Genomic DNA, 25,063 nt, shown 5'->3' on the forward strand with positions numbered 1-25,063 from the left:
GTTTTCAAAGAACTACTTAGTCGCTCATTTGCGACTTCCTTATGTTAACATCTTCGTTTTTCGATGTCAACTAAGTTTTTCAATTTCTTTTTTGTCGTTTTCTACGTTTCCGCATCAGCGACGGTTATTAATATATCATGTGAAAAAATGAAATGCAACACCTTTTGAAAACTTTTTTCAAACCAACTACATTTCTTTTTTAATATCATATACTTAAACGAAATATCTCTTTCATTTCTAAGTAATTCCTACATATATTCTATATAAAGTCACTCTGCCAAAAAGCGTTTCTTTCTATATAAACGTTTTATTCATATACCATATCATACAAGGAGGAATATACATGGACTACACCGACTTATTAATAAAACTAGGTCTCTCGGCTATTTTAGGATTCGCCATCGGTTTAGAGCGCGAATTAAAACGTAAACCACTCGGTTTAAAAACGTGTTTAGTTATTTCTATAATTAGTTGCCTCCTGACGATTGTTTCTATTAAAGCTGCTTACAACTTACCACATACCGATCATATGAATATGGATCCACTTCGACTTGCCGCTCAAATTGTATCAGGAATCGGTTTTTTAGGTGCCGGTGTAATTTTACGCCGAGGAAACGATAGTATTGCGGGATTAACGACCGCCGCTATGATTTGGGGTGCTTCTGGTATTGGCATTGCCGTTGGAGCTGGTTTCTATATCGAGGCTACTTTCGGAATGTGTTTCCTTATGATTAGTGTAGAACTTATACCCTTAACGATGAAATTCGTCGGTCCTAGATCATTTCGCCAACGTGATATCGCAGTGAAACTTGTTGTACGAAATATGGACAATATCCCCATTGTAATTGAAGAAATAAAAGAAATGGATATAAAGGTTAAAAATATGAAGCTTAAAACATTAGAAAGCGGCGCTCACTACTTACATCTTAAATTGTCTATCGATCAAAAAAGACATACTGCCGATGTTTATTATGCTCTCCAACATCTTGAGAGTGTTCAACAAACTGAAGTTGAAAGTATGTATTAATTATGAAACGAACTCTCTTTTTAATTAGAGAGTTTTTCTTTTTTCTATAATGGTAACAATGAATGTAGTCCTGAAACGTAAGGAGGAATAGGAACTTGAAATCCCGTACGAATTTAGTAGATACATTTCGTGATTCCATTATTTTTCGTTTAATTTGTTTTATTATTGTACTTACTGCTTTCTCCGGCTTTCTTATACATACACTCGAGCCAGATCACTTCACCACATGGTTCGACGGGATTTGGTGGTCAATCGTTACCATTTTCACCGTTGGATACGGCGATTTCGCCCCCCATACAACGATAGGAAAAATTATCGGGATAGGCATCATTTTATTAGGAACGGGATTTTGTTCTTATTATATGGTTCTATTCGCTACCGATATGATTAATAAACAATATATGAAAATTAAAGGAGAAGAAGCTGCTACCTCTAATGGTCATATGATTATCGTTGGCTGGAATGAGCGCGCAAAACATGTTGTAAAACAAATGCACATATTACAACCGAACCTTGATATCGTTTTAATTGATGAAACACTTTCTTTACTTCCAAAGCCATTTCATCATTTAGAATTTATAAAAGGTTGTCCGCATCACGATCAAACTTTATTAAAAGCTAACATTACAACAGCTCACACTATATTAATAACATCAGATAAAGAGAAGAACGAAAGCTTAGCAGATACACAGTCCATTTTAAATATTTTAACTGCAAAGGGACTTAATCCAAACATTCACTGCATCGCTGAACTTCTTACTTCTGAACAAATCCAAAATGCAATGAGAGCTGGCGTATCAGAAATTATAGAAGGAAATAAATTAACGAGCTATGTATTTACTGCTTCTCTTTTATTCCCTTCCATTTCAGGCGTACTATTCTCCCTTTACGATGAAATCTCTGATAACAAATTACAACTGATGGAGATTTCCCCGTCCTGCACCGGACAATCCTTTGCGAATTGTAACTATACTCTTTTAAAACAAAATATTCTCTTACTAGGTGTAAAGCGCGACGAACAATATATGATCAATCCAGTTCATTCTTTCATTCTCATCGAAAGCGACATACTCATCGTTATTCACCATTAAAAAAATGACTTTCTAGTTCTTGTACTAGTACTTTACCAATATTGATATATTTTCTTTTCACGTCTCCATCGGGATCTTTCGGCTCAGCAAATTGATCAACTCCACTCGTTCCAGCTGTTAAAGAATTAACATTATCATCTAGTTCGTCTTGATATACGTGCGAAAGAATATACGGCGTTTCAAGACGGACTATTACCTGAGGCACATCTAGTTCTCCATCCACCGCTGTAAATGGTACTCGTAAAAATTGATAACCATCTTCTTCGTCGATTTTATAATCAAAACATCCTTTATCATAATCCCAATTACCACCAATACTATATCCAAGTGGTTTCATAACCTCTTCTAACTTATATAACGCATATGTACGTCCTTCTAAATTTGATTGAATCGGAATCAATCCCATCCCTCCTAGACTTTTCCTTTAGCATACCCATTCTAGTTTGAATATACCGGTGTACTTTTCAGTAAAATAATAAAAAGCGATCGGAGACCCGATCGCTTTTTATTATTTTAAACGCTCTTCTAATTCTGCTTTTAACTCTTCAAATCCTGGTTTTCCAAGTAGAGCAAACATATTTTTCTTGTACGCTTCTACTCCTGGTTGGTCAAATGGATTTACGCCTAATAGGTAGCCGCTCATCGCACATGCTTTTTCGAAGAAGTATACAAGGTAACCGAATGTGTACTCGTTTAGTTCTGGAATGTTTACGATTAAGTTCGGTACTCCGCCATCGCTATGTGCAAGTAATGTACCTTCGTATGCTTTTGTGTTTACGAAGTCTATCGTTTCACCAGCAAGGTAGTTTAATCCATCTAAATCGTTGTCGTCTAATTCGATTTTTAGTTCGTGTGTAGATGTACCTACTTTAAGAACTGTTTCGAATAGGTCACGACGACCTTCTTGAATGTATTGACCTAATGAGTGTAAGTCAGTTGAGAAGTTTGCTGAAGATGGGAAAATACCTTTTTGATCTTTTCCTTCACTTTCACCAAATAACTGTTTCCACCACTCAGAGAAGTAGTGAAGTGCTGGCTCATAGTTAACAAGCATTTCAATTGTTTTCCCTTTATTGTATAGGGCATTACGAACTACTGCGTATTGGTAAGCTGGGTTTTCTTCAAGTTCTGATTTCGCGAAGTCATTATGACCAGCAGCTGCACCGTTCATCATCTCTTCAATGTTTAGGCCACTTACTGCGATTGGTAATAATCCTACTGGTGTTAATACAGAGAAACGACCGCCAACATCATCTGGAATTACAAATGTTTCGTAACCTTCATTGTCAGCTAATGTTTTTAATGCACCACGCGCTTTATCTGTAGTTGCATAAATACGTTTGCGAGCTTCTTCTTTTCCATACTTTTCTTCTAATAATTTACGGAAAATACGGAATGCGATTGCAGGCTCTGTTGTTGTACCTGATTTGGAAATAACGTTAATAGAAAAGTCTTTACCTTCTAGTACGTCCATTAAATCTTTCATGTAAGTGGAGCTAATGTTTTGTCCAACAAATAGCACTTGTGGAGTTTTACGTTGTTCTTTAGAAAGCGTGTTATAGAAAGAATGGTTTAACATTTCGATTGCTGCGCGTGCTCCTAGGTAAGAACCACCAATACCTACAACAAGTAAAATGTCAGAGTCATTTTTAATTTTTTCTGCGCATTTTTGAATGCGAGCAAATTCTTCTTTATCATATTGAAGCGGAAGCTCTACCCACCCAAGGAAATCGTTCCCAGCTCCAGTTTTTTCGTGGATTGCATGATGTGTTACTTTTACTGCATCACGTAAATAAGTTAGTTCATTTTCACCGATGAAGGATAACGCTTTAGAATAGTCGAACGTTACATGTGTACTCATCTTTTTCCCTCCAATTATGTATATGTATTTCTGTATTCACTTTAGCGAAACTAAAGTTGTAAATCAAGCGATTCAACAATTGTAAACGTAACCATTATTTATTTTTTAGAAAAAGTTCATTTTTGCATAAAAATTCGCATTTTTCGGTATAGATGTATATACATCCTTTTTCCGTACATTTTTCATGTATAAAAACAACAAAACTATACCATTCTATAAAGGAGTTAAATTTTCTTATTAACTCCTTGCTTGCTCACGCTTCATATTAAGGGGGGACTTTTCATGAGTACCTTGCAACGTATCGCATTAGTCTTCACTGTAATCGGCGCTGTTAACTGGGGACTGATCGGGTTCTTCCAGTTTGACTTAGTAGCAGCCATTTTCGGTGGACAAAACTCAGCTCTTGCACGTATTATTTACGGCATCGTTGGTATTTCTGGGCTTATCAACCTCGGCTTACTATTTAAACCATCCGAGAATCTTGGTACTGACCCAGAAACACATGAAATTCAATAGTCAGTATGTCTTTTTCGCCTCCGACATACGAATATGATTGCATGCAATCATATTTGCAAATATATATATCATAAGTCACAGTAAAAGAGGAACGCTCATATGCGTTCCTCTTTTACTTTATTACCTCCGACTCTTCAATCCATTCTGCTAGCTTTTCTCGCAGTGTATTAAATCCGTTCTCAGATGGATTCGGTATAAGAATTCGTCCTTGCTTTCTTTTCGCCGCTTTTAACGATAAACTCATTTTTCTGTGTTCTTCATCAATTGAAAGTACTTTTACTTCTACTGTATCTCCGACCTTTAAAAAGTCATGAATGTCTTTTACATACCCATTTGTGATTTCAGATATATGCACAAGTCCTTGTGTTTCTGCATCCAAAGCTACAAATGCACCGTAATCTTGAATTCCAGTTACTTTCCCTGTTACAACCACTCCCGTTGTATATTGTTCTGACATGTGAAACACTCCCATACGTTTACCATTTTCTCTACAATTGTAAATAGCAAAGCAGATGTATTTATTGTTAAATATCCGATTAGTGAGTAAGTATCCTAAGTAAAACACCGAGGATACTCCCACCTTATATTAGTAAATTATACCACTTTGATAGAACTCATTCAAAATTCACGAAAAAATTTCCTGTAATACGTATAATTCTCCAATATTAGGATAGAATACTAACACATGGCTTTCTAGTATTCCCCCCCTTTTTATGGACAAAACGTATTGTGTTTTGTCCTTTTTTTATTCTCTATGAACCGTTCCATTCTCTTCATTGCTTCCATAAGTTGCTCAAGCGATGTTGCATATGAACAACGAATAAATCCTTCACCACTCCCGCCAAACACATTTCCAGGAACAACAGCCACTTTTTCTTCTAATAATAATTGTTCTGCAAATTCTGCTGAAGATAGTCCGGTTGAAGCTATAGAAGGGAAGACATAAAATGCCCCGCCTGGCACATGACATGTTAAGCCCATTTCATTGAAAGATGTCGTCATAAAGTTACGACGTTTTTTATAGCTATCTCTCATTCGAATTACTTCATCATTTCCCCCGCGTAATGCTTCAAGTGCTGCAAATTGAGACATCGTCGGTGCACACATCATTGAATACTGGTGGATTTTGAGCATTAATTCTGAAAATTGCACAGGGGCTGCAATCATCCCAAGACGCCATCCCGTCATCGCAAATCCTTTTGAAAACCCTGAAATTAAAATTGTATGGTCACGCATATTTTTAATACTCGCGAAACTCGTATATGCTTCGTCGTATACGAGCTCTGCATAAATTTCATCAGATAGCACGATTAAATTATACTTCTCAACAATAACTGCTAGCTTTTCTAATTCGGATTTATTTAACATTGCGCCTGTTGGGTTATTGGGAGAACAAAGTAATATTGCCTTTGTTTTCGTTGTAATAGCTGCTTCAATTTGATCTGGCTGTACTTTAAATTCATCTTCTAATGAAGTCGCTACTGGAACTGGGACCCCGCCCGCTAACGTAACAAGTGGTGCATACGAAACGAAACTTGGTTCAATAATAAGTATTTCATCATCAGGGTTTACAATAGCACGCATCGCTACATCTAGCGCTTGACTCGCTCCAACTGTAACAATGATTTCATCATTCGGATCATAAGATACTGCAAATTGTTTTTTTAGATACTTTGCTATTTCTTGACGGAGCTCCAATAATCCTGCATTTGCTGTATATGACGTATATCCTTGTTCTAAAGAACGAATACATGCTTGCCTTACATTCCAAGGTGTAACAAAGTCCGGCTCCCCCACTCCAAGTGAAATAACACCTTTCATACTTGCCGCTAAATCAAAAAACTTTCGTATACCGGACGGTTGTAAAGATTCTGCTACTCTAGATAGGTCAAATTGCTTCACGGTGTCACCACAATTCTCTTATCATCATCTGTCTTTTCATAAATAATCCCCTCATGTTTATACTTCTTCAAAATAAAATGAGTTGTCGTTGAAACGACAGATTCAATTGTTGCTAATTTCTCAGAAACAAACATTGCTACTTCTCCCATTGTCTTCCCTTCTAATGTAATAGAAAGGTCATATGTCCCAGACATTAAATAAACGGATTTCACTTCTGAATAGCGATAAATTTGTTCAGCTACTGCATCAAAACCGACACCACGCTTCGGTGTAACTTTCACATCAATCATCGCCGTTAAACCAGTATGTTCTTTCACTTTTGTCCAATCGATATGTGTTACATAGTCCACGATAATCTTTTCACTTTCTAATTTCGTAACCATTTTTTTCGCTTCTTCTACTTCTATATTTAACAACTTCGCTAATGTATCTACAGATAAACGACTATTCTTTTCAAGACAAGCTAATAATTCCAATTCTTTCTCTGTCACCATATAAATCATCCTTCCTTTTAGTTTGTGTCTAAATTATACAAATACTCTTTCCAGTTTGAAAAGAAGATTTTTTTTGAGAATTATGTCAAAATAAAGTGAAGGCTAATAATCAATGGGAGGGTTCATCCCCACTGATTATTAGCCTTCACCAATCGGGCTTTTGCGGGCAGTTAATCTCCCACCTAACCTCTTTGTTTCAGCCGTTTTTTGAGGTGGGCGTCTTACTGCCCGTTAATAGCGGGGTAAAGTGAAACTTTAATCAGTGGTAGGGTTCATACCAGCTGATTATTAGCACACACCAATCCGGGTAAAGAGGAAAGGGGATGGAACCGTGAAACCAAAAGTATATATTGCCGAACCAGTTCCAACATTTGTAGAAAACTATTTATCAGAACACTGTGATTTTGAAAAATGGGATCAAAACGAGAAAGTACCTCGTGATGTTCTATTGGAAAAAATAAAAGATAAAGATGGGTTATTAAATTTCGGATCTGCTATAAATGAAGAATTATTGCAGGCTGCTCCTAATTTAAAAGTAGTAAGCAACATTTCTGTTGGCCATGATAACTTTGATTTAAAAGCGATGAAAAAACAAAATGTTATCGGAACGAATACTCCATATGTGTTAGATGATACAGTAGCCGATCTCGTTTTCGCTCTTATGTTATCTGCTGGTCGCCGTGTTTGCGAACTCAATTCCTATGTGAAAAATGGTGAATGGAACGCTGAAATCGGAAAAGAACACTTCGGACTAGATGTACATCATAGTACGATCGGTATTATCGGAATGGGACGAATTGGAGAAGCTGTCGCAAAACGAGCGAAATTCGGATTTGATATGAATGTCCTTTACTATAACCGTCGCCGTAAAGAAGAAGCTGAGCAAAAATTTGATGCTACATATTGTGATTTACAAACTCTAATCAAGCAATCTGATTTTATTATTCTTCTTACTCCATTAACAGATGAAACATATCATCTTATCGGTGAAAAGGAATTTTCACTAATGAAAGAAACAGCAATTTTCATTAATGCTTCTCGCGGGAAAACAGTAGATGAAACTGCATTAATTCATGCGTTAACAGAAAAGAAAATATTTGCAGCCGGCATCGACACATTTACACAAGAGCCGATTCAAAAAGAGAATCCGCTCTTATCATTACAAAACGTTGTAACTTTACCGCACATTGGATCTGCAACATTAAAAACTCGGCAGCAAATGGCTATGACAGCTGCTGAAAATTTAGTGGCAGGATTACAAGGAAAAACACCACCTAATATTGTGCGTGGGTAATTATAAAGTGAAACTTTAATCAGTGGGGGTTTTGTCCATCCCCCACTGATTATTAGCACACACCAATCGGGCTTTTGCGGGATAAATACGCAAAAGGCAAGATGACGATGTCATCTTGCCTTTTTTTGTTAACATATTTTGTTTCTTGTCTGGAGATGATATGAACAAAAATCAATGGAGTGACAAAAAATGAACCATGAATGCAAATGCCCTTACTTCACTTTTTCCACTCGCGGGACTACTATTCATTACGAATTGTATGAACATAATACTAAAAAAGAACGACCTACTTTCGTACTCGTTCACGGCTTCCTCTCTTCCTCATTTAGCTATCGACGACTCATTCCTTTACTAACAAAGGAAGGTACAGTAATTGCCCTTGATTTACCACCATTCGGAAAAAGTGATAAATCTCATCTCTTTAAATATTCTTATCACAATTTAGCAGCTATTATTATCGATTTAATCGAACATTTATCTCTCTCAAATATTGTATTAGTTGGTCATTCTATGGGCGGACAAATTTCACTCTTTGTAAACCGACTACGCCCTGAATTAATTTCAAAGACGATTTTACTATGTAGCTCTAGTTATTTAGCACGCGCAAACTTCCCTTTACTGTACTCCTCTTATTTACCGTTCTTCCACTTATACGTGAAGAACTGGATTATTCGAAGGGGCATCGTTCATAATTTAATGAATGTCGTTCATGACCATTCATTAATTGACAATGAAATGATGGAAGGCTATGCTGCTCCTTTTTATGATGATCGTATATTCCCTGCTTTAACTCGAATGATAAGAGACCGTGAAGGTGACTTATCTTCAACTGAATTACAAAAAATCGAAACCCCAGTATTACTCATTTGGGGTGAAAAAGATCGCGTCGTCCCTGTACATGTAGGACACCGTCTCCATAAAGACCTACCTAATTCCACTTTCATTTCTTATGAAAATACAGGACACTTACTACCTGAAGAAAAGCCCGATCATGTTTATGAAGAAATTATTGCGTTTGCGGCGCAATAAAGTGAAGCTTTAATCCGTGGGAGGTTCTATCCCCACGGATTATTAGCCTTCATCAATCGGGTTTTTACGGGCAGTTTGATTTCTCGCCTAACCTCTTTGCTTCAACCGAGTTTTGAGGCGGGAGTCCTACTGCCCCGTTAAAACGGGATAAAGTGAAGCTTTAATCAAACCGCACAAATGAAAATAAACAAAAAGGCTGTCGTAAATTCCGACAGCCTATAATGAACAACTTCCGCCTTCTTTTAGTACGAGTAACTCTACTGCTAATTTTTCGCATTTTTCAAGTGCAGGTACTTCTTCAAAAGACATAAAGTATATATGTTGAATCTTCTTTGCGATGTATTTCGGATCATCAAACACACTTACGACGTTTACAACATCGCTCGCTTCTGTTTCATAAAACTCCGGTCCCATTTGAAACGGATCCCAATTTTTCACAACCTCAATCATTTTGTCATATGCACCCATCTATTTCCCGCCTTTTCACTTTTTAATGCTTTTCTTTATCGTATCACATCAGCTATTCTATAAGAAGAGTGAGAATTTTCATAATTTAACAGTTTGACAGAAGAAAGGAGCAAACATATGCAACTATTTCATAAAACGGTAAATCGTCGCGGAACACATAGTACAAAATGGGATACATATAAAAATGAAGAGCTCATCCACGCTTGGATTGCAGATATGGATTTTGAAGTACCAAAACCAATTCAAACTGCATTACAAAAACGCACAGAACATCCTATTTTCGGCTATACACTTCCTCCTGAAAATATTGGTGATATCATTTGTAATTGGACGAAAAGCCAATACAATTGGGAAATACAAAAAGAATGGATTGTATTTAGCGCAGGTATCGTTCCAGCTCTTAGTACGAGCATACAAGCTATAACGAAAGAAGGAGAAGCCGTACTCGTACAACCTCCTATTTATCCACCATTTTTTGAAATGGTCAAAACAAATAATAGACAATTATGTGAGAGTCCCTTGTTTAAACAAAATGGCATATATAAGATAGACTTCGAGCATCTAGAAACTCAATTTAAACAAGGTGTAAAACTAATGCTCCTTTGCAGCCCTCACAATCCTATCGGACGCATTTGGACGAAAGAGGAGCTAATAAAACTCGGTACGTTATGTACGCAATATAATGTAACCGTTGTCGCGGATGAAATTCACGCCGATATTATTTATAGAGGCCATACTCATATACCGTTTGCTTCTTTATCTGAAGAATTAGCAGCACGCACTATTACTTGTATGGCTCCGAGCAAAACATTTAATATCGCTGGATTACAAGCATCGATCATTATTATTCCGAATGAAAATCTCCGTAATGTCTTTATGTCTATCCAATATAGACAAGGATTCCACGGATTAAATACATTTGCTTATACAGCAATGCAAAGTGCCTATACAGAATGTAATGATTGGCTAAATGAAATTCGATTGTACGTTGAAGATAACGCTCAATTTGCTTGTGATTATATTCAAAATCACATACCAGCTCTTTCTGTAATTAAACCAGAAGGTAGTTTTTTACTGTGGATTGATTGTTCCCACTTGGACCTTTCTCAAGATGAACGAACAGCATTGCTTGAAGAGAAAGGTAAAATCATTATTGAGCCTGGTGAGAAATATGGAACAGGTGGCGAAGCCCATATCCGAATTAACATTGGCTGTCCTAGATCTGTTTTAGAAGAAATTTTAAACAGACTACACCATACATTCTCATAACAAAAAAGGAGGCTATCCCAAAATGATTTTGGGACAACCTCCTTTTTTCGGTAAATCGATATAATTCCACTTACCATCATGTGGTTTTAGAACAAAATCTACCATTCGCGGTAGATTCTATTTTTTCTTCATATCCGACGCTTTTTTAACAATAACACCGCAAGCAATTCGGCCACCAGATTTACCCGTTGGTTGTGTCATACCATCATCAGCGTTTTCTGTAATAATAATAGACGCTCCATCTTTTCTATGAATCGTCGTTTTTCCTTCTTCAAGCGTTATATGCGGAGCATCGATTTCTGCTTTAATCTTTCCCGAACCGTCTGCAACTACGTTCGGTAAATCACCATTTTCCGCACCTTTCGGATTCAAGAGCCCATGTTCTTTATTATCCGGATTAAAATGATTCCCAGATGATTCGAAACGTGGCGCTTTACATTCTCCGATTTCATGTACATGCAGCCCGTGTGATCCTGGTGTAAAGCCTTCCGCTTTAATCGTAATTTTCACTCCACTTGTTTGCTGAGTTACTTTTGCAGTCCCAACTTCATCACCTGAAGCATTATGTAATTTCACATCAATTTCTTTCGGCTTCCCTTGGTCACAACCCACCATTAGAAATAATAAACAACAACTGAAAAAAAGCCGTCTTTTCATTCAATTCCCTCCAAAATACTTTCTGCCCTTAGATTGTCCGAGCATAGAGGGAAACATGCAAAAATGAATTACTGTTTCTTTTCAGCTAAAAGCTTTTCTTCTACTTTCTGTAATCGCTCTGCTTCTCGTTTTGATACACGAATAAACATACGCCACGTAGCAACCGCACCGATGATAAATAGAACGCAAACAATACCTGGAATAATATACTCCGTTTTATCTTCAGGAAAATATAAAGGCATCATATGAAACACTCCTTATCGGGGAATTTATAGTAAGAATAAACATCAGAATTTTCTGTTTTATCATCTTAAATTATAATTGAAGCCTGTCATATTCTCAAGGGGGCGTTCCGAAAGCGAATGATTTCTTTGACTCCTTCGCGCACTTTCCTTACTATAAACTTGAGGTGAAAAATATGAGAGAAACATTTGAAATTGGTGAAATCGTTACTGGTATTTATAAAACTGGAAAATACATCGGCGAAATTACAAATAGCCGTCCTGGCAGTTACGTCGTAAAAGTATTAGCTGTTTTAAAACATCCAGTGCAAGGGGATTTACATAATGTAAAACAAGCTGAAGTACCATTCTTCCACGAAAGACGTGCTTTAGCTTTTCGTGAACAGACGAACATTCCAGAGCAAATGGTGAAGAAATATGAAGGAGCAATTCCGGATTATACAGAGTCACTAAAATTAGCATTAGAAACTCAAATGAATTCATTTTCTGAAGATGATTCACCTTTTGCGGGGCGTAGTCTAGAAACACTTCAGCAATTGAAGCAAGATTACAAACTTTAAAAAACAAAACGACCAAATTACATGTTTTGCAATTTGGTCGTTACTGTGTACTCACTTTCTTTAACACTTTCGAAAAATCAACAAGTTCCCCTAATGTTGGAGGTGCTGGTTTGACTAAATACTCTTTATCTTTTTCTACTAACTTAAAAATATTATATGTCGTCATCGCATCATCAAGCGCACAATGATGCTTTCCTGTTCCTGCTTTCCCATACGCCTCAATTGCTTTCCACAGCCCTGTTTGATTTCTCTCTCCAAAAAACTTCTTATACTCAAGCGATAAATCACGACACTGTCCAAAGAATGGAAATTCTACTCCCGCCATTTCGCAATTATGCTTTAAGACTTTCATATCCATATTTCCCCACGTTACAATTGTCGGTTTACAACTCTTTTCATATTCTGCAAGTTTCTCAACAAGTTCATGAAAAGAAATTCCTTTGTCCACTACTTCCTGTTTAATTCCTAAAAATTTTTTACATCGATCCGTTAAAGACGGAAATGTTTTCGGTCTAATATGCGATGAATACGTATCTTCCACCTTACAACCAACAACTGAAACGAGTCCGACCTCAATAATTTCTGGGAAAAAACCTTTTGGCTTTTTTCTATGCTGGGGCATCGTAAACTCAAAGTCTAAAAACAAAAATCGTTGTTCATCCATACGATCCCTTCCTTATCATCTTTGTCATTCCTTTCTATTTGACACTCCTACACGAACAAGCTCGAATGCTGATTCGATTTTAAATATTCAGATTGGATGTATCTTATATATATGTCAAATGCCCACAAATATTTTTAAAAATAAGAAAAAATGACCTATGCAGAAAATATGACAAAATAAACCCTTTCATTTACATCCGCCATTTTTCTACTTTATAATGACGTTATGTGTGTTTCATCTAGTTAATTTTTTGACACACTAAGAAAAGTGAATGAAAGGAGATGAGAGTTTTGCACGAAACAACGCAAGAACTCGCAAACTGGCAGTATTATTTCGCTATCGCAGTCTTTTTAATTACATATGCCATTATTATTTCTGAAAAAATTAACCGCGCTGTCATCGCACTTCTTGGTGCAGCATTCATGGTAATTGCCGGGGTCGTTGACTTACACAATGCCTTTACGAAACATATTGAATGGGGAACAATTACATTACTCATCGGTATGATGATACTGGTAAACATTACAAGTAAGTCAGGTGTCTTCCAATACGTTGCCATTAAAGCCGCAAAAGGAGCACAAGGAAATCCAATTAAAATTTTAATTTCACTTTCCTTACTTACCGCGCTTGGCTCCGCATTTTTAGATAACGTTACAACCGTACTTCTTGTTGTTCCAGTTACTTTATCTATTACGCGCATCTTGCAAGTAAATCCTGTTCCATATTTACTTTCTGAAATTATTTTTTCAAACATCGGAGGAACAGCAACATTAATTGGTGATCCGCCAAATATTATGATTGGTTCTGCTAATAAACATTTAGACTTCAATGCTTTCTTATTCAACTTAGCACCTATCGTAATCATCATTATTGCTGTTACAGCAACAATGCTTTACTTCATGTACCGTAAGCAATTAATTGCTGATCCTGTACAAATTAAAAAGCTAATGAGCTTAGATGAAAAACAATACATTAAAGATCCAGTATTAATGAAAAAATCTTTAACAGTACTTGGACTTACTATTTTAGGTTTCATGACTCATTCCATCTTCCATATTGATGCAGCTATCATCGCCTTAACTGGTGCTACTGTCCTTATGTTAATCGGTGTGAAAGAACATGAAATTGAAGAGGTATTCGCAAGTGTAGAATGGGTAACAATCTTCTTCTTCGCGGGACTATTCGTACTCGTTGGAGGACTTATCGATATCGGTCTTATCAAAACGTTAGCTCAAAAAGTAATTGGAATAACAGGCGGAGATATTTCTCAAGCATCTATCCTTATTCTATGGGTATCTGGTATCGCCTCTGCAACAATCGATAACATTCCATTCGTTGCAACAATGATTCCGCTTATTAACGATATGGCAGTTGGGCTAGGTTTATCACCTTCTGACGCACAAGTCGATGTACTATGGTGGGCATTAGCATTAGGTGCTTGCCTAGGTGGAAACGGAACATTAATCGGGGCTTCTGCTAACGTAATCGTAGCCGGAATCGCAAGTCGTGAAGGACATAAATTCAGCTACATGGAATTCCTTAAAGTCGGCTTCCCAATTATGATCGTTTCATTAATCATTTCTCACATTTACATTTACTTACGCTATCTTATGTAGTAGAAAAAAGCGCCCCGCTTAGCAGGGCGCTTTCGTTCTTTTTTCAGCATATCCGAATTATTATAGAACCAAATATATCGACCGCTCGACAACTTTGATACGCCTACTCTTTATACCTTACCGGCTCATTCCGAATAATGAACAAATGAATCGGCAAGAAAACCGAAAACGTGATTGTATGAATGATCGTAAATAGTATGGAATTCGTTCCGTATCTATCCAAAATAGCGTAGATGAGATAAATAGACAGCACAATCGATACGGCTGTTGCTAGCAAACTTATAATTGGTACGAAATTAAAAATGAAACATCCGACATATATGCCAAATACTTTCCACCCTGCCTCTTCTTTCAAGAAATCTGGTAATTTATCTTTCGCTAAATCGCCCCATGTCTTACTATTTATAAACGGAATAAAAGCAAGAACACCATCAGTTGCACCATCATTTTTCGCCATCGTATAAAGTGCAAAAGCCGTTAACAAATACGAAATAATTGCCCAAATTATTATAACAAGAATAAACGCAAAACTAAGAGCAAAGAAACCTGCTAGTACGCTTTGATCTTCCATCTTATCCTCTCCTCTCTCTTCTCAACATATTTCATTACATTGCAAGTTATGTTTTAAAATTCACCCAAACTCTTTGTATAATAATATGAGAAAGATAATAAGAGAGGAGCACATACCTATGCATCCATTTGTAAAGGCATTACAAGAGCATTTTACAGCTCATCAAAATCCCGAAAAAGCAGAACCGATGGCACGTTATATGAAAAATCACTTCCCGTTTCTCGGTATTCAAACTCCCGAGAGAAGACAATTATTGAAAGACGTCATTCAAATACATACGCTCCCAGATAAAAAGGACTTCCAAATTATCATACGTGAGCTTTGGGACTTACCAGAACGTGAATTTCAAGCTGCCGCACTCGATATCATGCAAAAATATAAAAAGCACATAAACGAAACTCATATCCCATTTCTAGAAGAACTTATTGTCACAAAATCTTGGTGGGACTCTGTTGATAGCATCGTCCCTACATTTTTAGGTGCCATCTTTTTAAAACATCCAGAATTAATTTCTGCATATATTCCAAAATGGATTGCATCAGAAAACATATGGTTACAGCGTGCCGCTATTTTATTCCAGCTGAAATATAAACAAAAAATGGATGAAGAACTCCTTTTCTGGATTATCGGACAACTACATTCTTCAAAAGAATTTTTCATTCAAAAAGCAATCGGCTGGGTCCTTCGCGAATATGCAAAAACAAAGCCAGATGTAGTTTGGGAATACGTTCAAACTAACGAGCTCGCTCCACTAAGCAGACGCGAAGCAATTAAGCATATTAAGCAAAATTACGGAATAAATAACGAAAAAATAGGCGAGACTCTATCCTAGATAGGCACGTTCCTCTATTGAGATTTAAAAAAGAACGTGTTAGAATATGTTCATTATTATTAATATAAGTAGCGATGACGGACTTATAAGTACTTGCATAAAAAGCGATTCAGGGATAGTGAAAGCCTGAAGCTGCGAGGAAACGGCAGTCTCGAGCAATACGTGATAAAGTGGATGCACATTTTGTGTATCAACTAGGGTGGAACCGCGGGCAAACGCTCGTCCCTAGGCGATTAAGCCTTGGGATGAGCGTTTTTTTATGTTTTTTAAAGCATATATTGCTCGTTTCCAAAGTACCCATCACGTCATCGCAAATACGTTAACTTTCAAAAGGAGGATTTTATTATGTATTCAATGGAACAAGTTGTAAACTTAGCAAAACATCGCGGTTTCGTTTTCCCTGGTTCTGAAATTTACGGTGGTCTTGCAAACACATGGGATTACGGTCCACTTGGAATCGAATTAAAAAATAACGTTAAAAAAGCTTGGTGGAAAAAGTTCATTCAAGAATCTCCACACAACGTTGGTTTAGATGCTGCTATTTTAATGAACCCAAAAACTTGGATCGCTTCTGGTCACGTTGGTAACTTTAATGATCCAATGATCGACTGTAAAAAATGTAAAGCTCGTCACCGTGCTGACAAATTAATTGAAGATGCATTAGACGCAAAAGGCATCGAAATGGTCGTTGACGGTCTTACTTTCGACCAAATGGCTGACTTAATGAAAGAACATGAAGTAAAATGCCCAGATTGCGGTAGCCAAGAATTCACGGAAATCCGTCAGTTCAACTTAATGTTCAAAACTTTCCAAGGTGTTACAGAGTCTAGCACAAACGAAATCTTCCTTCGTCCTGAAACAGCACAAGGTATTTTCGTAAACTTTAAAAACGTACAACGCTCTATGCGTAAGAAACTTCCATTTGGTATCGGCCAAATCGGTAAAAGTTTCCGTAACGAAATCACACCTGGTAACTTCACATTCCGTACACGTGAATTCGAACAAATGGAACTTGAATTCTTCTGTAAGCCTGGTGAAGATTTAGAGTGGTTCGCATTCTGGCGTGAAACTTGTAAAAACTGGTTACTTTCACTTGGTATGACTGAAGAAAGCATGCGTCTTCGTGACCACGGTGAAGACGAATTATCTCACTACAGTAACGCAACAACTGATATTGAATTCAGATTCCCATTCGGTTGGGGCGAACTATGGGGCGTTGCATCTCGTACAGACTTCGATTTAAAACGTCATATGGAACACTCTAACGAAGACTTTAACTATATCGATCCACAAACGAATGAGCGTTACGTGCCATACTGCATCGAGCCATCTCTAGGTGCAGACCGTGTAACATTAGCATTCTTATGTGATGCATATGAAGAAGAGCAATTAGAAAACGATTCTCGTACAGTTCTTCGTTTCCACCCTGCTTTAGCACCATATAAAGCAGCTATCTTACCATTATCTAAAAAGCTATCTGAAGGTGCTACTGAAATATTCGCAGAACTAGCTAAAGACTTCGTGGTAGACTTTGATGAAACTGGTTCTATCGGTAAACGTTACCGTCGTCAAGACGAAATCGGTACACCATTCTGTATCACATACGACTTCGACTCTGTTGAAGACAAAGCTGTTACAGTACGTGACCGTGACACTATGGAACAAGTTCGTATGCCAATTAGCGAACTAAAAGGTTTCTTAGAGAAAAAAATCCAGTTCTAATTATAAAGTGAAACTTTAATCAGTGGGGGTTTTGTTCATCCCCCGCTGATTATTAGTTGAACCAATCGGGCGTTTACGGGCAGTTAATCTCCCACCTAACTTCTTTGCTCCAGCCGAATTTTGAGGTGGGCGTTTTACTGCCCGTTAATGCGGGATAAAAAAGAGGCAGCTCATAAGAGCCGCCTCTTTTCTATTTTTCACGTTTTTCTTTAATTGCTACTGTACATCTTGATATGCATAGTAAATCATCATTTTCATCAATGATGCGAATATCCCAAACCATTGTCGATTGTCCTCTATGTATCGGTGTTCCGATTGCTGTTACAATTCCATCTTGCTTTGAGCGAATATGATTTGCATTAATTTCTAATCCAAAACAAATACATTTCTCTTGATCAATTAAATTGTATGAACCAACACTTGCCACAGTTTCTGCTAATGCAACAGATGCACCGCCATGTAAAAATCCAAACGGCTGATGCGTACGTTCATCAACAGGCATTGTAGCAACTACTTTATCCTCTGTCATTTCTAACAACTCAATTCCAAGCGAATCCATTAAAGTTTTTGACATATCGTTTTCAACCTCTCTCACTTTAAAACAAATGTATAATTTTACCTATTTAATTTCAAACTACCTATAACACTTATATAAGGAGGTTTCACCTAAATGAAACAGAAATTTTGTATACTATTGCTTATGTTCTCCTTCCTGACTATTGTACCAAATTGTGCAATAGCAGCCAAAGCATCCAACCTGACAATCAATGTTAAGACTGTAACACAAAAAGGTAAGAAACCTTATATAGAATATCAAATTAATAGGCCTTCCTTTCACAACTTTTCTGATTCGAAATTTCAAAATAAGCTAAATTCCTATTACAAAAACTCTACTGCTACATTTAAAAGTAAATTAGAAAAAGAAGCGAAGAAATATTATAAAGAAACAGAAGGATCTAGCACACCTTTTCATCCATACGTTGCAAATGTTGACTATAAAGTAGCTTTAAACAAACCACCTTTCCTAAGTCTATATGTGAATTACTATCAATATACAGGCGGAGCGCACGGACTTTATACGTGGAAGGCAAATACATTTGATTTAAACGAAAAAAAATTATTACACTTAGACGATTTATTTCAACAAGAGGATAAATATAAAGAAATAATTCGCACAGAGATTGTAAGACAAATTAAACAAAATGAAAGCATTTATTTCCCTGACGCAGCCGAAAAGGTAACGAGCACTAAAAAGTTTCACTACTTTTTAGAACCGGATAATCTTGTGATTTATTTCCCTTTATATGAAATTGCTCCTTATTCAAGCGGAATCCCGCAATTTCGTATTCCATACACATTGCTTAGAGACTATTTAAAGCCTTCTTATCAAAATATTTTGATTGACAACAAGTAAATATTTTCGCTACGATAATGTTAACCTAAACACAACTGGAGGTTAACATTATGAAGAAGCTTCATGTTTTAGATTTAGCATTAGCTGCCATGTTCGTCGCTCTTATGGCTATTGGTGCAAATATTGTATCGTGGGCACCATTCCTACAAATAGCGGGCGTCCCGTTATCTATGCAACCATTTTTCGCAATTTTAGCAGGTCTTCTTCTTGGGAGTAGACTTGGGGCATTATCAATGACTGTTTACATGCTTGTTGGAGTAGCGGGTGCGCCAATCTTCGCTAACTTCAAAGCTGGATTCGGGGCACTTTTAGATCCTACTGGTGGTTTTATTATCGCATTTATTATCGTTGCTTACGTATCAGGAAAACTAGTAGAACAAAAAGAACGACCAACATTCAGCAACTTTGCAATTGCTTCTTTCGTCGGAATCATTTTAACCTATATTATCGGTACTACTTATATGTACGGGGCAGTCAATATTTTCATGGGTGGTAATATGAGTTATAAAGCTGCCTGGATGATTATGATGTGGTTTGCAGTAAAAGATATTGCGTTTACAATTATCGGCGCTATTATCGCACCTCGCATATACTATGCTGTACGTCGTTCGGCTTATCAGCATTCTCATTCGACGATTTCATAATAAACAAGGAGCTGTTCCTATAGGAACAGCTCCTTGTTTATTATATTAAGACTCTTGCTTCATTTGCTCTTCTAAAATTTTCTTCATCATTACTAGCATATCATCACGTAATTCTGGGTGTTGCAATGCCATTTCAATTGTTGTTTGAACAAATCCTAATTTTTCACCAACGTCATAACGCTTTCCTTCGAAGTCGTAAGCAAATACACGTTGAATTTCATTTAAGCTTTGAATTGCATCCGTTAACTGAATTTCGCCACCCGCTCCAGCTTGTTGCTGTTCCAAGAACATAAAGATTTCAGGAGTTAAAATGTAACGTCCCATAATCGCTAAGTTTGAAGGCGCAGTACCTTTCGTTGGTTTTTCAACGAATTGACGAACTTGATAACGACGTCCCTCTTGCTCTAACGGATCAATAATTCCGTAGCGATGTGTTTCTGCTTCAGGAACAGTTTGTACACCAATAACAGAAGAAAGTGTTTTGTCATACTCGTCCATTAATTGACGTAAACATGGTTTTTCAGCTTGAACGATATCATCGCCTAATAATACTGCAAACGGCTCATCACCAATGAATTTACGTGCGCACCAAACAGCATGTCCTAATCCTTTTGGTTCTTTTTGACGAATGTAATGGATATCTACCATTTTAGAAGAAGCTTGTACTTTTTCAAGTAACTCATACTTTTTCTTCTCTAATAAGTTTTGCTCTAATTCAAATGCGTTATCAAAATGATCTTCGATAGAGCGCTTTCCTTTACCAGTAACGATAATAATATCTTCGATGCCTGATTTTACTGCTTCTTCTACGATGTATTGAATTGTTGGTTTATCTACAATTGGAAGCATTTCTTTTGGCATTGCTTTCGTTGCTGGTAAAAAGCGTGTTCCTAATCCCGCTGCCGGAATAATTGCTTTTCTCACTTTTTTCATGACAAATACCCTCGCTTTTCATTCTAATTCTCTTAGTAAAGTGCAAATTTATAACACTCGCTCGTAATAATCCTCTACATCAAACAAAACTACAAGAAAAGAGGAGGCCGTTCTCCCCTTTTCCTATCAGTATCACTCTACTCTATTATAAACGATTCATAATATCTTCTTTAATAGTAAGTAACTTTTGTTCACTATTTTGTAAGGAATCATCTTGTACACCAAAGTAGAATTTAATTTTCGGCTCTGTTCCAGATGGACGTAAGCAGAACCAAGAACCATCTTCTAATTGATATTTTAACACATTTGATTTCGGTAAGTGAATCTCTTCCTTATTTCCATCTTGTAACGTTGTAATGATGCTTTCCTTATAATCCTCAACTGCAACGACTGTTAAACCAGCTACTTCTTTCGGAGGATTCCCGCGGAATGTTGCCATCATCTTTTGAATCTGTTCGGCACCATCTTTTCCTTTTAACGTTAACGATACAAGATCCTCACGGAAGAACCCATACTTCTTAAATACTTCTAACAGACCATCATATAACGTTTTACCTTGTGATTTGTAGTACGCAGCTACTTCACATGCAAATAGGACTGATTGCACCGCATCTTTATCACGGCAGAATGGACGGATTAAATAACCATAGCTTTCCTCATAACCGAATTGGAATTCATATTGTCCACTTTCTTCATACTGTCTAATTTTTTCACCGATAAATTTAAATCCAGTTAACGTATCAACTGTATCTAAACCGTATGCTTTTGCGATTGTACGGCCAATTTCAGACGTTACGATTGTTTTTAAAACAACACCGTTTTCTGGAAGCGTTCCATTTTCCTTCTTTTGTGATAATAAGTAATCAAGCATTAACGCACCTGTTTGGTTACCAGTTAACACTTGGAACTCACCATCATGATTGCGAACTGCTACACCTAGACGGTCTGCATCAGGATCTGTTGCGATTAACACATCAGCGCCTACTTTTTCACCGTCGCGAATTGCATACTCAAACGCTGCATGCTCTTCTGGGTTTGGTGATTTTACTGTAGAGAAGTTTGGATCTGGTAACTCTTGCTCTTTTACAACTGTTACATCTGTAAATCCAACTTCTTCTAAACCACGGCGTACCGAAATATTTGACGTTCCATGTAATGGTGTAAAGACGATTTTCAAATCTTTTCCTACTTCTTTCACCATCTCTTTATTAATAATGACATTGTTCAATTCTGCCGCATATGCATCATCTACTTCTTGTCCAATTATATGTAATAGACCGTCAGCTTTTAATTGCTCAACATCAGCAACTTCAACTGTTAATTCATTTTCTACTGCATTTACGTAGCCAATTAACTCATCAGCTTCTTTTGGAGGCAACTGCCCACCATCTTCACCATATACTTTATAACCGTTATATTCGGGCGGATTATGGCTTGCCGTAAGAACGATTCCACTTACTGTATGTAAATGACGAACTGCGAAAGAAAGCACTGGTGTTGGACGCAAGCTTTCAAATACATATGTTGTAATACCTTGCGCACCAAGTGTAGCAGCTACTTCCATTGCGAATTCAGGTGATTTATGACGAGAATCATACGCGACAACAACACCACGTTTTTTCGCTTCTTCACCTAATTTTTCAATAAACCTAGCTAATCCTTTTGTTGCTTTACGAACTGTATATACATTTAAACGGTTCGTACCAGCACCAAGTTCACCACGCATACCACCTGTGCCGAACTCTAGATTTTTATAAAAGCTATCCTCGATTTTCTTCTCATCTTGCTTCATGTTTTCTAGCTGTTCTTTTAATTCTGTGTCTAATTCTGCATATGAAAGCCAGCGACTAAATTCTTGTTTCCAATTCATACTTCCATCTCCTCTCACCTGTCGTACCTTCATTATATGAAAAAAACAACCTGCATCTCAATATTTTTTAAAATCTAACAGGATTTTACTATAAATATTTGTATACACTATGGTTAAATACTCCACCAAAGGGAATGAGGATTATGCAAGAATGGGGCTTGTCAGAAGAGCTCAAAATAAAAACAAAGCAGATGATTGAAATTGCTGAAAAAGAATTATCAAACATGAAGCATGCAATCGATAAAGAAGATGAATGTATTTTATGTAAAATGGAAGATATTCATCATATGTTAACAAATGTACAGACGTTAGCAGCTACATATTATATTCAAGCATATTTATCACCTTATACGGAAAGTTCACATTTCATCACTACAGCTGTCCAACATTTAAGTGCTCGAAAACACGGTGCTCTTATTATCGTGGAACGAAGTGACGCTCTTAATTCTTTCATTCAAACTGGAACAACATTAAACGCACACTTAACCGCTCCACTACTTGAATCAATTTTTTATCCAGGGAACCCTCTTCATGACGGAGCCGTTCTCATTAAAAATAATCATATTGTCTCAGCAGCTAATATTCTTCCATTAACAAAAAGTACAGAAATCAATCCTGAGCTAGGAACACGTCACAGGGCTGCGATTGGCTTATCAGAGAAAAACGATTCACTTATATTAGTTGTCTCTGAGGAAACAGGGCGTACTTCATTCGCTTTAAATGGGACGTTATATACGATTTCTTTATAGAATACCTATAAAATAAAAAAAGCTGTTCCGGAAAGGTTCAGTATGTAATGACCTTTCCAGACAGTTTTTTTTCATTCTTTATTCTTCTCCGAAACGCTCAACAAGTGTTGCAAGTGTACGCACCATTGCACCTGTTGCTCCAGATGGTCCTAAATCATGTGCACCTGTTGTTTCAGATGTTCCAGCGATGTCTAAGTGTACCCATGGTGTTTCTTCTGCAAATTCACCAAGGAATGTCCCAGCCATAACCGCATGTCCTTCACGGCCTGGTGAGTTATTTAAATCAGCAAATTTACTGTTTTTGACACGTTCTTTATCACGTTCAAAAATCGGCAATTGCCAAATTGGCTCATCCGTTTCCATAGAAGCCTCTAACACTTGTTCAAACAATTCTTCATTATTTGTCATCGCGCCTGTTGTATGATTTCCAAGTGCAACAATTACACCGCCTGTTAATGTTGCAACATCAACTAAGTAATTTGCACCAAGTTTCTTCGCATACGTAATACCGTCAGCTAACGCTAGGCGACCTTCTGCATCTGTATTTAATACTTCAATTGTTTTTCCGCTCATAGATGTAATAACGTCATCTGGCTTAAATGCTGTACCACTTACAACGTTGTCAGTTGATGGAATAACAGCAATTACATTTTGCTCTGGGCGAAGTTCACCGATGATCTCCATCGCGCCAAGAACAGCTGCAGCGCCGCCCATATCACCTTTCATACCAACCATGCCTTCACGTGGTTTTAAAGAATAGCCGCCAGTATCATATGTAATCCCTTTTCCAACAAATCCAATTACATCTTTCCACTCTTCTTTTCCTTTATAAATAAGAGCGATCATTTTTGGCGGTTCAGTAGATCCTTGGTTTACTGCAAGTAATGCACCCATACCAAGCTCTTCCATCTCTTCTTTCTCAAGAACCTTATAATCCATATCGTATTTTTCCGCTAATTCAACTGCATACTCAGCAAGCTTTGTCGCTGTTAATACGTTTGGCGGCATATTTACAAGCGTACGAGCTGAATTCGTTGCACGTCCATGTACGTATCCTACCGTTAATGCTGCTTCAATTTCTTGTGCATCTTCTGCTGTAATAGCAATCAGTTTTTCTAACTCTACTCTTTCTTTTTCATCCGTTTTATATGTTTGTAATCCGTATGTACCAAGGCAATATACTTCCGTTGCAATATGAGCTACATCAATCGCATCTAATTTCTCTGTTACGAAAGAATCAAGTAAGATTGCTGCGTCTTTTACTTTTGCTGATTGTAACGATTTAAAAGCTTTACTAAGAGCTGCACGTAACGTTTCTGTTGTATATGACTCTTTCTTACCTAAACCAACAAAATAATAACGTTTAACATTGGTTTTTCCTAAGCTATGTACTTTTGAAATGGCTTTCTTCTTAGTTGAAAGTTCTTTTTCTTCTAATAAAACTTGTAATTGTCCTTCAAACGCTTTATCCAGTTCTTGTACAAAGCTACTCGTTTTATCTTCTTCAAATAAGGCAACAATTACCGCTTCATGACTTGCTAATTCTTTTTGTACTTGAAACATGTTCAGACCCCCTAAATTTCTCTACGTCCATTATAACTTTATTTTCGATAAAATGCGACAATTCTAAATTCTATT

Annotated in this window: 27 protein-coding genes; 13 read left to right on the forward strand and 14 right to left on the reverse strand. The window is 37.0% G+C overall.

Going from position 1 to position 25,063, the window contains the following annotated elements; translation table 11 throughout:
* The first annotated feature begins 343 nt into the window (after positions 1 to 343).
* On the forward strand, positions 344 to 1,027 hold the full coding sequence (locus AB3X48_RS03260) for an MgtC/SapB family protein (RefSeq protein WP_002160049.1): 684 nt from the start codon (positions 344 to 346) through the stop codon (positions 1,025 to 1,027).
* Positions 1,028 to 1,122: 95 nt separating this feature from the next.
* Positions 1,123 to 2,118, forward strand: coding sequence for an ion channel (locus AB3X48_RS03265; protein ID WP_016106496.1), 996 nt, complete (start codon positions 1,123 to 1,125; stop codon positions 2,116 to 2,118).
* On the opposite strand, the gene AB3X48_RS03270 is transcribed toward AB3X48_RS03265, so the two are convergent.
* A complete protein-coding gene (locus AB3X48_RS03270) occupies positions 2,105 to 2,518 on the reverse strand; it encodes a YugN-like family protein (protein WP_002160047.1) in 414 nt (137 codons plus the stop codon). The two genes, AB3X48_RS03265 and AB3X48_RS03270, sit on opposite strands and share 14 nt — an antisense overlap.
* Positions 2,519 to 2,626: 108 nt before the next feature.
* A complete protein-coding gene (locus AB3X48_RS03275) occupies positions 2,627 to 3,979 on the reverse strand; it encodes a glucose-6-phosphate isomerase (RefSeq protein ID WP_002112570.1) in 1,353 nt (450 codons plus the stop codon).
* 282 nt (positions 3,980 to 4,261) lie between these two features.
* Between AB3X48_RS03275 and AB3X48_RS03280 the strand changes: the two genes are divergently transcribed.
* The gene (locus tag AB3X48_RS03280) at positions 4,262 to 4,495 is read left to right on the forward strand and encodes a DUF378 domain-containing protein (RefSeq protein WP_016106497.1); all 234 of its coding nucleotides are present in this window, start codon (positions 4,262 to 4,264) and stop codon (positions 4,493 to 4,495) included.
* Between the two features lie 112 nt (positions 4,496 to 4,607).
* Here AB3X48_RS03280 and yugI read toward each other — a convergent pair whose 3' ends face one another.
* The 3 genes from yugI to AB3X48_RS03295 form a co-directional block, all read right to left on the reverse strand.
* The gene (gene yugI, locus AB3X48_RS03285; protein ID WP_002015848.1) at positions 4,608 to 4,952 is read right to left on the reverse strand and encodes a S1 domain-containing post-transcriptional regulator GSP13; all 345 of its coding nucleotides are present in this window, start codon (positions 4,950 to 4,952) and stop codon (positions 4,608 to 4,610) included.
* Between the two features lie 254 nt (positions 4,953 to 5,206).
* Complete coding sequence (locus tag AB3X48_RS03290; RefSeq protein WP_002129685.1) at positions 5,207 to 6,397, reverse strand: aminotransferase; 1,191 nt, start codon at positions 6,395 to 6,397, stop codon at positions 5,207 to 5,209.
* A complete protein-coding gene (locus tag AB3X48_RS03295) occupies positions 6,394 to 6,891 on the reverse strand; it encodes an Lrp/AsnC family transcriptional regulator (RefSeq protein WP_016106498.1) in 498 nt (165 codons plus the stop codon). The genes AB3X48_RS03290 and AB3X48_RS03295 overlap by 4 nt, the downstream gene beginning before the upstream one ends.
* Positions 6,892 to 7,192: 301 nt before the next feature.
* On the opposite strand from AB3X48_RS03295, the gene AB3X48_RS03300 reads away from it, so the two are divergent.
* Entirely contained in the window at positions 7,193 to 8,185 is a 993-nt protein-coding gene (locus AB3X48_RS03300; protein WP_033714043.1) for a 2-hydroxyacid dehydrogenase, read from the forward strand.
* 189 nt (positions 8,186 to 8,374) lie between these two features.
* Positions 8,375 to 9,214: an alpha/beta fold hydrolase gene (locus tag AB3X48_RS03305; RefSeq protein ID WP_002112576.1), complete on the forward strand. Its 840-nt coding sequence runs from the start codon at positions 8,375 to 8,377 to the stop codon at positions 9,212 to 9,214.
* A 216-nt stretch (positions 9,215 to 9,430) separates the two neighbouring features.
* On the opposite strand, the gene AB3X48_RS03310 is transcribed toward AB3X48_RS03305, so the two are convergent.
* Entirely contained in the window at positions 9,431 to 9,682 is a 252-nt protein-coding gene (locus tag AB3X48_RS03310) for a YugE family protein (protein WP_002015854.1), read from the reverse strand.
* 117 nt (positions 9,683 to 9,799) lie between these two features.
* On the opposite strand from AB3X48_RS03310, the gene AB3X48_RS03315 reads away from it, so the two are divergent.
* On the forward strand, positions 9,800 to 10,951 hold the full coding sequence (locus AB3X48_RS03315; protein ID WP_016106499.1) for a MalY/PatB family protein: 1,152 nt from the start codon (positions 9,800 to 9,802) through the stop codon (positions 10,949 to 10,951).
* A 117-nt stretch (positions 10,952 to 11,068) separates the two neighbouring features.
* Here the strand turns inward: AB3X48_RS03315 and sodC are convergent, their stop codons facing one another.
* Both sodC and AB3X48_RS03325 read right to left on the reverse strand, forming a co-directional pair.
* A complete protein-coding gene (gene sodC / locus AB3X48_RS03320; RefSeq protein WP_016106500.1) occupies positions 11,069 to 11,608 on the reverse strand; it encodes a superoxide dismutase [Cu-Zn] in 540 nt (179 codons plus the stop codon).
* 68 nt (positions 11,609 to 11,676) lie between these two features.
* The gene (locus AB3X48_RS03325) at positions 11,677 to 11,853 is read right to left on the reverse strand and encodes a hypothetical protein (protein WP_000982763.1); all 177 of its coding nucleotides are present in this window, start codon (positions 11,851 to 11,853) and stop codon (positions 11,677 to 11,679) included.
* A gap of 173 nt (positions 11,854 to 12,026) precedes the next feature.
* Between AB3X48_RS03325 and kapB the strand changes: the two genes are divergently transcribed.
* Entirely contained in the window at positions 12,027 to 12,410 is a 384-nt protein-coding gene (gene kapB, locus AB3X48_RS03330; RefSeq protein WP_016106501.1) for a kinase-associated lipoprotein KapB, read from the forward strand.
* Positions 12,411 to 12,450: 40 nt separating this feature from the next.
* Here kapB and kapD read toward each other — a convergent pair whose 3' ends face one another.
* Positions 12,451 to 13,074 (reverse strand): 3'-5' exonuclease KapD, encoded by a 624-nt coding sequence (gene kapD / locus AB3X48_RS03335; RefSeq protein ID WP_002112580.1) that lies wholly within the window; start codon positions 13,072 to 13,074, stop codon positions 12,451 to 12,453.
* Positions 13,075 to 13,364: 290 nt separating this feature from the next.
* Between kapD and AB3X48_RS03340 the strand changes: the two genes are divergently transcribed.
* On the forward strand, positions 13,365 to 14,690 hold the full coding sequence (locus tag AB3X48_RS03340; RefSeq protein WP_002112581.1) for an ArsB/NhaD family transporter: 1,326 nt from the start codon (positions 13,365 to 13,367) through the stop codon (positions 14,688 to 14,690).
* Positions 14,691 to 14,793: 103 nt separating this feature from the next.
* Here AB3X48_RS03340 and AB3X48_RS03345 read toward each other — a convergent pair whose 3' ends face one another.
* Positions 14,794 to 15,261: a hypothetical protein gene (locus tag AB3X48_RS03345; RefSeq protein ID WP_002160040.1), complete on the reverse strand. Its 468-nt coding sequence runs from the start codon at positions 15,259 to 15,261 to the stop codon at positions 14,794 to 14,796.
* 118 nt (positions 15,262 to 15,379) lie between these two features.
* Between AB3X48_RS03345 and AB3X48_RS03350 the strand changes: the two genes are divergently transcribed.
* Positions 15,380 to 16,093, forward strand: coding sequence for a DNA alkylation repair protein (locus tag AB3X48_RS03350; protein ID WP_131232272.1), 714 nt, complete (start codon positions 15,380 to 15,382; stop codon positions 16,091 to 16,093).
* 345 nt (positions 16,094 to 16,438) lie between these two features.
* A complete protein-coding gene (locus AB3X48_RS03355) occupies positions 16,439 to 17,815 on the forward strand; it encodes a glycine--tRNA ligase (protein ID WP_367958798.1) in 1,377 nt (458 codons plus the stop codon).
* A gap of 190 nt (positions 17,816 to 18,005) precedes the next feature.
* Here AB3X48_RS03355 and AB3X48_RS03360 read toward each other — a convergent pair whose 3' ends face one another.
* Positions 18,006 to 18,389, reverse strand: a complete 384-nt coding sequence (locus tag AB3X48_RS03360) for a hotdog fold thioesterase (protein ID WP_002145111.1) — start codon at positions 18,387 to 18,389, stop codon at positions 18,006 to 18,008.
* A gap of 96 nt (positions 18,390 to 18,485) precedes the next feature.
* Here AB3X48_RS03360 and AB3X48_RS03365 point away from each other — a divergent pair, with 96 nt between their 5' ends.
* Both AB3X48_RS03365 and AB3X48_RS03370 read left to right on the forward strand, forming a co-directional pair.
* The gene (locus AB3X48_RS03365; RefSeq protein WP_016106504.1) at positions 18,486 to 19,229 is read left to right on the forward strand and encodes a DUF3298 and DUF4163 domain-containing protein; all 744 of its coding nucleotides are present in this window, start codon (positions 18,486 to 18,488) and stop codon (positions 19,227 to 19,229) included.
* Positions 19,230 to 19,279: 50 nt separating this feature from the next.
* Entirely contained in the window at positions 19,280 to 19,873 is a 594-nt protein-coding gene (locus tag AB3X48_RS03370; protein ID WP_199715579.1) for a biotin transporter BioY, read from the forward strand.
* Between the two features lie 45 nt (positions 19,874 to 19,918).
* On the opposite strand, the gene galU is transcribed toward AB3X48_RS03370, so the two are convergent.
* Both galU and AB3X48_RS03380 read right to left on the reverse strand, forming a co-directional pair.
* Entirely contained in the window at positions 19,919 to 20,806 is an 888-nt protein-coding gene (gene galU / locus AB3X48_RS03375; protein ID WP_002160035.1) for a UTP--glucose-1-phosphate uridylyltransferase GalU, read from the reverse strand.
* A 145-nt stretch (positions 20,807 to 20,951) separates the two neighbouring features.
* On the reverse strand, positions 20,952 to 22,676 hold the full coding sequence (locus AB3X48_RS03380; RefSeq protein WP_016106507.1) for a phospho-sugar mutase: 1,725 nt from the start codon (positions 22,674 to 22,676) through the stop codon (positions 20,952 to 20,954).
* Between the two features lie 143 nt (positions 22,677 to 22,819).
* Here AB3X48_RS03380 and cdaS point away from each other — a divergent pair, with 143 nt between their 5' ends.
* Entirely contained in the window at positions 22,820 to 23,425 is a 606-nt protein-coding gene (cdaS, locus tag AB3X48_RS03385) for a sporulation-specific diadenylate cyclase CdaS (protein ID WP_016106508.1), read from the forward strand.
* 78 nt (positions 23,426 to 23,503) lie between these two features.
* On the opposite strand, the gene pepA is transcribed toward cdaS, so the two are convergent.
* Positions 23,504 to 24,988, reverse strand: coding sequence for a cytosol aminopeptidase (pepA, locus tag AB3X48_RS03390; RefSeq protein WP_016106509.1), 1,485 nt, complete (start codon positions 24,986 to 24,988; stop codon positions 23,504 to 23,506).
* Positions 24,989 to 25,063: the final 75 nt, after the last annotated feature.

The organism is Bacillus sp. S4 (genome assembly GCF_040838205.1).
Lineage (GTDB): Bacteria > Bacillota > Bacilli > Bacillales > Bacillaceae_G > Bacillus_A > Bacillus_A cereus_U.